The following is a 1,904-nucleotide window of genomic DNA, read 5'->3' as shown; positions in this document are numbered from 1 at the left end:
CGTCCGCGTCGTACGTGACTTCTTTGTCCTTGACTCCCATGTGTTACCTCAATAAAGCTCTTCCTGTGACGCCACCTGAACTTCCGTCTCCGCCGCCCTTCCGGACATAGGCGCCCTCGGCCTGCACCAGCGACAGCCGGCGCTCGTAGTCCTCGCGGGCCTGCTTGCGGCTGAGGCGAGCCTGCTCCTGAAGCAGGAAGTACTGAATGCCCGCGGTGAAGAGCGGCGTCAGGATGCCGCCCACCGCGCCAATGAGCGCCGGGAGGTCGCTTGGCCGGGCTTGAGGAGCCGCGGACACCGCATTTCCTCGGCTGTCCTTGACAAAAGTGACCCACCGGCCATCCCTTTTCTCCCACGCCCCTTTGGGATCAGCGAATGCTAACCGCAGCCTGTTATCCCTGTCGAGGATAGCGGTCATTCGGCTTCCGTCGGGCGCGTCACGCAACGGCCGCAAGACGTTCTCAGGAAGGCCAGCGTTCTCGAGCTCCAAGTAAGTTCCGCCACCCGCCGGATCAAAGAAACCAATCCCATCTCGGGACGCGCCTTCCCGCGAATATGCGAAACTAAAGCCGGCATTTATGTCCACCTGAGCCTGTCCTGACCGACCCGTGCCGGGCAACGGAACCAAACTGACCGGTTGATTCGCGGAGGCAAGATAGCTATCTACATAGTCCATAGGGTCGGTTGGTGCGGCAGGTGCGGCAGGTGCGGCAGGTGCGGCAGGTGCGGTAGGCGCCCAAGGAAGGGAAGGCGCCACATAAGTATCCATATCGATAGTCTCGCCCATCACAAACCTCCATGTCCCATCGCGGCTTCATAGCCCTCCGGTTTCACGCCCCGCAGGTTCTGCGCGCCTATCTTGGCCCATTCCCCAGTCACCTGCGCAACATTCTTGAGCCGACCCGCTTGGGCGCCCATCCCCGAAGTCCACGCCGCGTACCGGTCACTTGGCGTTACGGTCTTACGGTCCGCGAGGTACTGCAGGCCTTGGCCCATCCGGGCGCCCCCGTAGGCCGTCGCGCCCGCCATGGAAGCCGAGAACAGGGCGTCCTCAAACGCCGACTTGTCGACGAACGCCGACTTGGCCAGCGATGTCGTGGCGGCCCACGTCGCCTGGATCTCCGCGGGCGCCCCGCCCATGTTCAGCATGCCGCCGGCAAACGCCGTGCCGGCCGCCCAAGCCGCGTCGGTGCGGTTGGCGCCCTTCAACATAGCTCCCAAGTAGGCCGAGCCGCCGAGGCTCCAGACGGTGTTCGCGGCCTGCCAAGTACGCGCGGTCTGCGCCGTCTTGGTCGCGGCATCCGTGGCTTTGGCCGCATCCGCGGCCGCCTGGGCCTCCGTTGCCAGCTTGGCGCCGACAACGTACAACCCGACATCCACCGCGGTGTCCCACGCCACGCGGTCCCACTTCGCATTCGTGCCCGATGCGTTGGCCTCGGCGGCCTGCAGCGTGCGATCGACGGCCGCCAACGTCACGGCCGGCGCGGCCGTGGCGCCGCCCGTGAAGGGCGCCGCGGCCGTGAGGATAGCCACCGTAAGTTTAACCCCCATATCGCCATACTGCTCAAGGTGCCCCGCGGTGCGTTTGCCAACCGCGTCCGTCATCGTGCGATCGTAGCCCTCAATCCCGCGGGTCCCGCCCAGTACAGCCGCCACCTCACGGCCAAAGATAATGCCCGCCGCCGGCGACAGGGCACCCGCGGTCTTCTCGAGTCCCTCAAGCCCGATAGCACCCAGCACACCATGGCGCTCCTTGTGCTCCGAGACCACCAGTTTAACGGCCGCCGGGTCCCCGTACACCCGGGTCAGCGTCTCACCGAAGGCCTCCGGCGTCTTTACGCCTTGGCCGCCACGAACCGTCGCGTCGACCGGCAGCACGTAGGTGTGCGCCTGACCCGTGGTTG

1 protein-coding gene and 1 pseudogene are annotated in these 1,904 nt (G+C 65.8%); both read right to left on the bottom strand.

The window, feature by feature from the left end; genetic code table 11:
- Window positions 1-676: 676 nt before the first annotated feature.
- A pseudogene (locus GXY85_03730) lies at window positions 677-754 on the bottom strand (signal peptide protein).
- A 32-nt stretch (window positions 755-786) separates the two neighbouring features.
- Window positions 787-1,904: hypothetical protein (locus GXY85_03725; GenBank protein NLW49938.1), on the bottom strand; the 1,118-nt coding region annotated here is incomplete at its 5' end.

The sequence above is a fragment of the Candidatus Brocadiaceae bacterium genome, assembly GCA_012728835.1.
In the GTDB taxonomy this organism is placed as follows: domain Bacteria; phylum Planctomycetota; class Brocadiia; order SM23-32; family SM23-32; genus JAAYEJ01.
The sequence above is the reverse complement of the archived record's forward strand: the minus strand, read 5'-3'. Positions and strand labels throughout refer to the sequence as shown.